At 49.7% G+C, this 350-nt stretch carries 1 protein-coding gene; it reads right to left on the bottom strand.

What is annotated here, in order from left to right; all coding sequences use genetic code 11:
- A partial coding sequence (locus HBA93_RS19565; protein WP_502910149.1) for a YeeE/YedE family protein occupies nt 1-273 on the bottom strand: 273 nt, incomplete at its 3' end.
- Nucleotides 274-350 lie beyond the last annotated feature (77 nt).

Below are 350 nucleotides of genomic sequence, written 5' to 3'. Positions count from 1 at the left end.
CAGCAAACCGGCAATAATCATCAATACCGGATCGGAAGAAACACTGAGAACCGGTGTGTGACCGCTGAAGAGCATATATAGAAACGGAGCAATCAGCAGCCCCAGCACAAAGCCTGCGCGGGATAAAAAGCGATTGTCGCTATAAGGCGGGAAAAGCCTGCTGACAATGCCGCTGATACCGGCAATGCGTCCTTCGAAAAACATCAGCAATACTGCCGACAGGCCGATCAGAAGCCCGCCCGAAAGTGCTGACCACGGGGTAAAATTTTCCATGATTTAAAACCTTATGAATGACCGGATGGAGTGCAAAACAGCTGGTGCATTGTACGGATGAAGATTTTCACCCGTTC

The sequence above is a fragment of the Ochrobactrum sp. SFR4 genome (assembly GCF_019730395.1).
Classification (GTDB): domain Bacteria; phylum Pseudomonadota; class Alphaproteobacteria; order Rhizobiales; family Rhizobiaceae; genus Pseudochrobactrum.
Note: the sequence above shows the minus strand (reverse complement) of the source record. Positions and strands in the feature narration are given on the sequence as shown.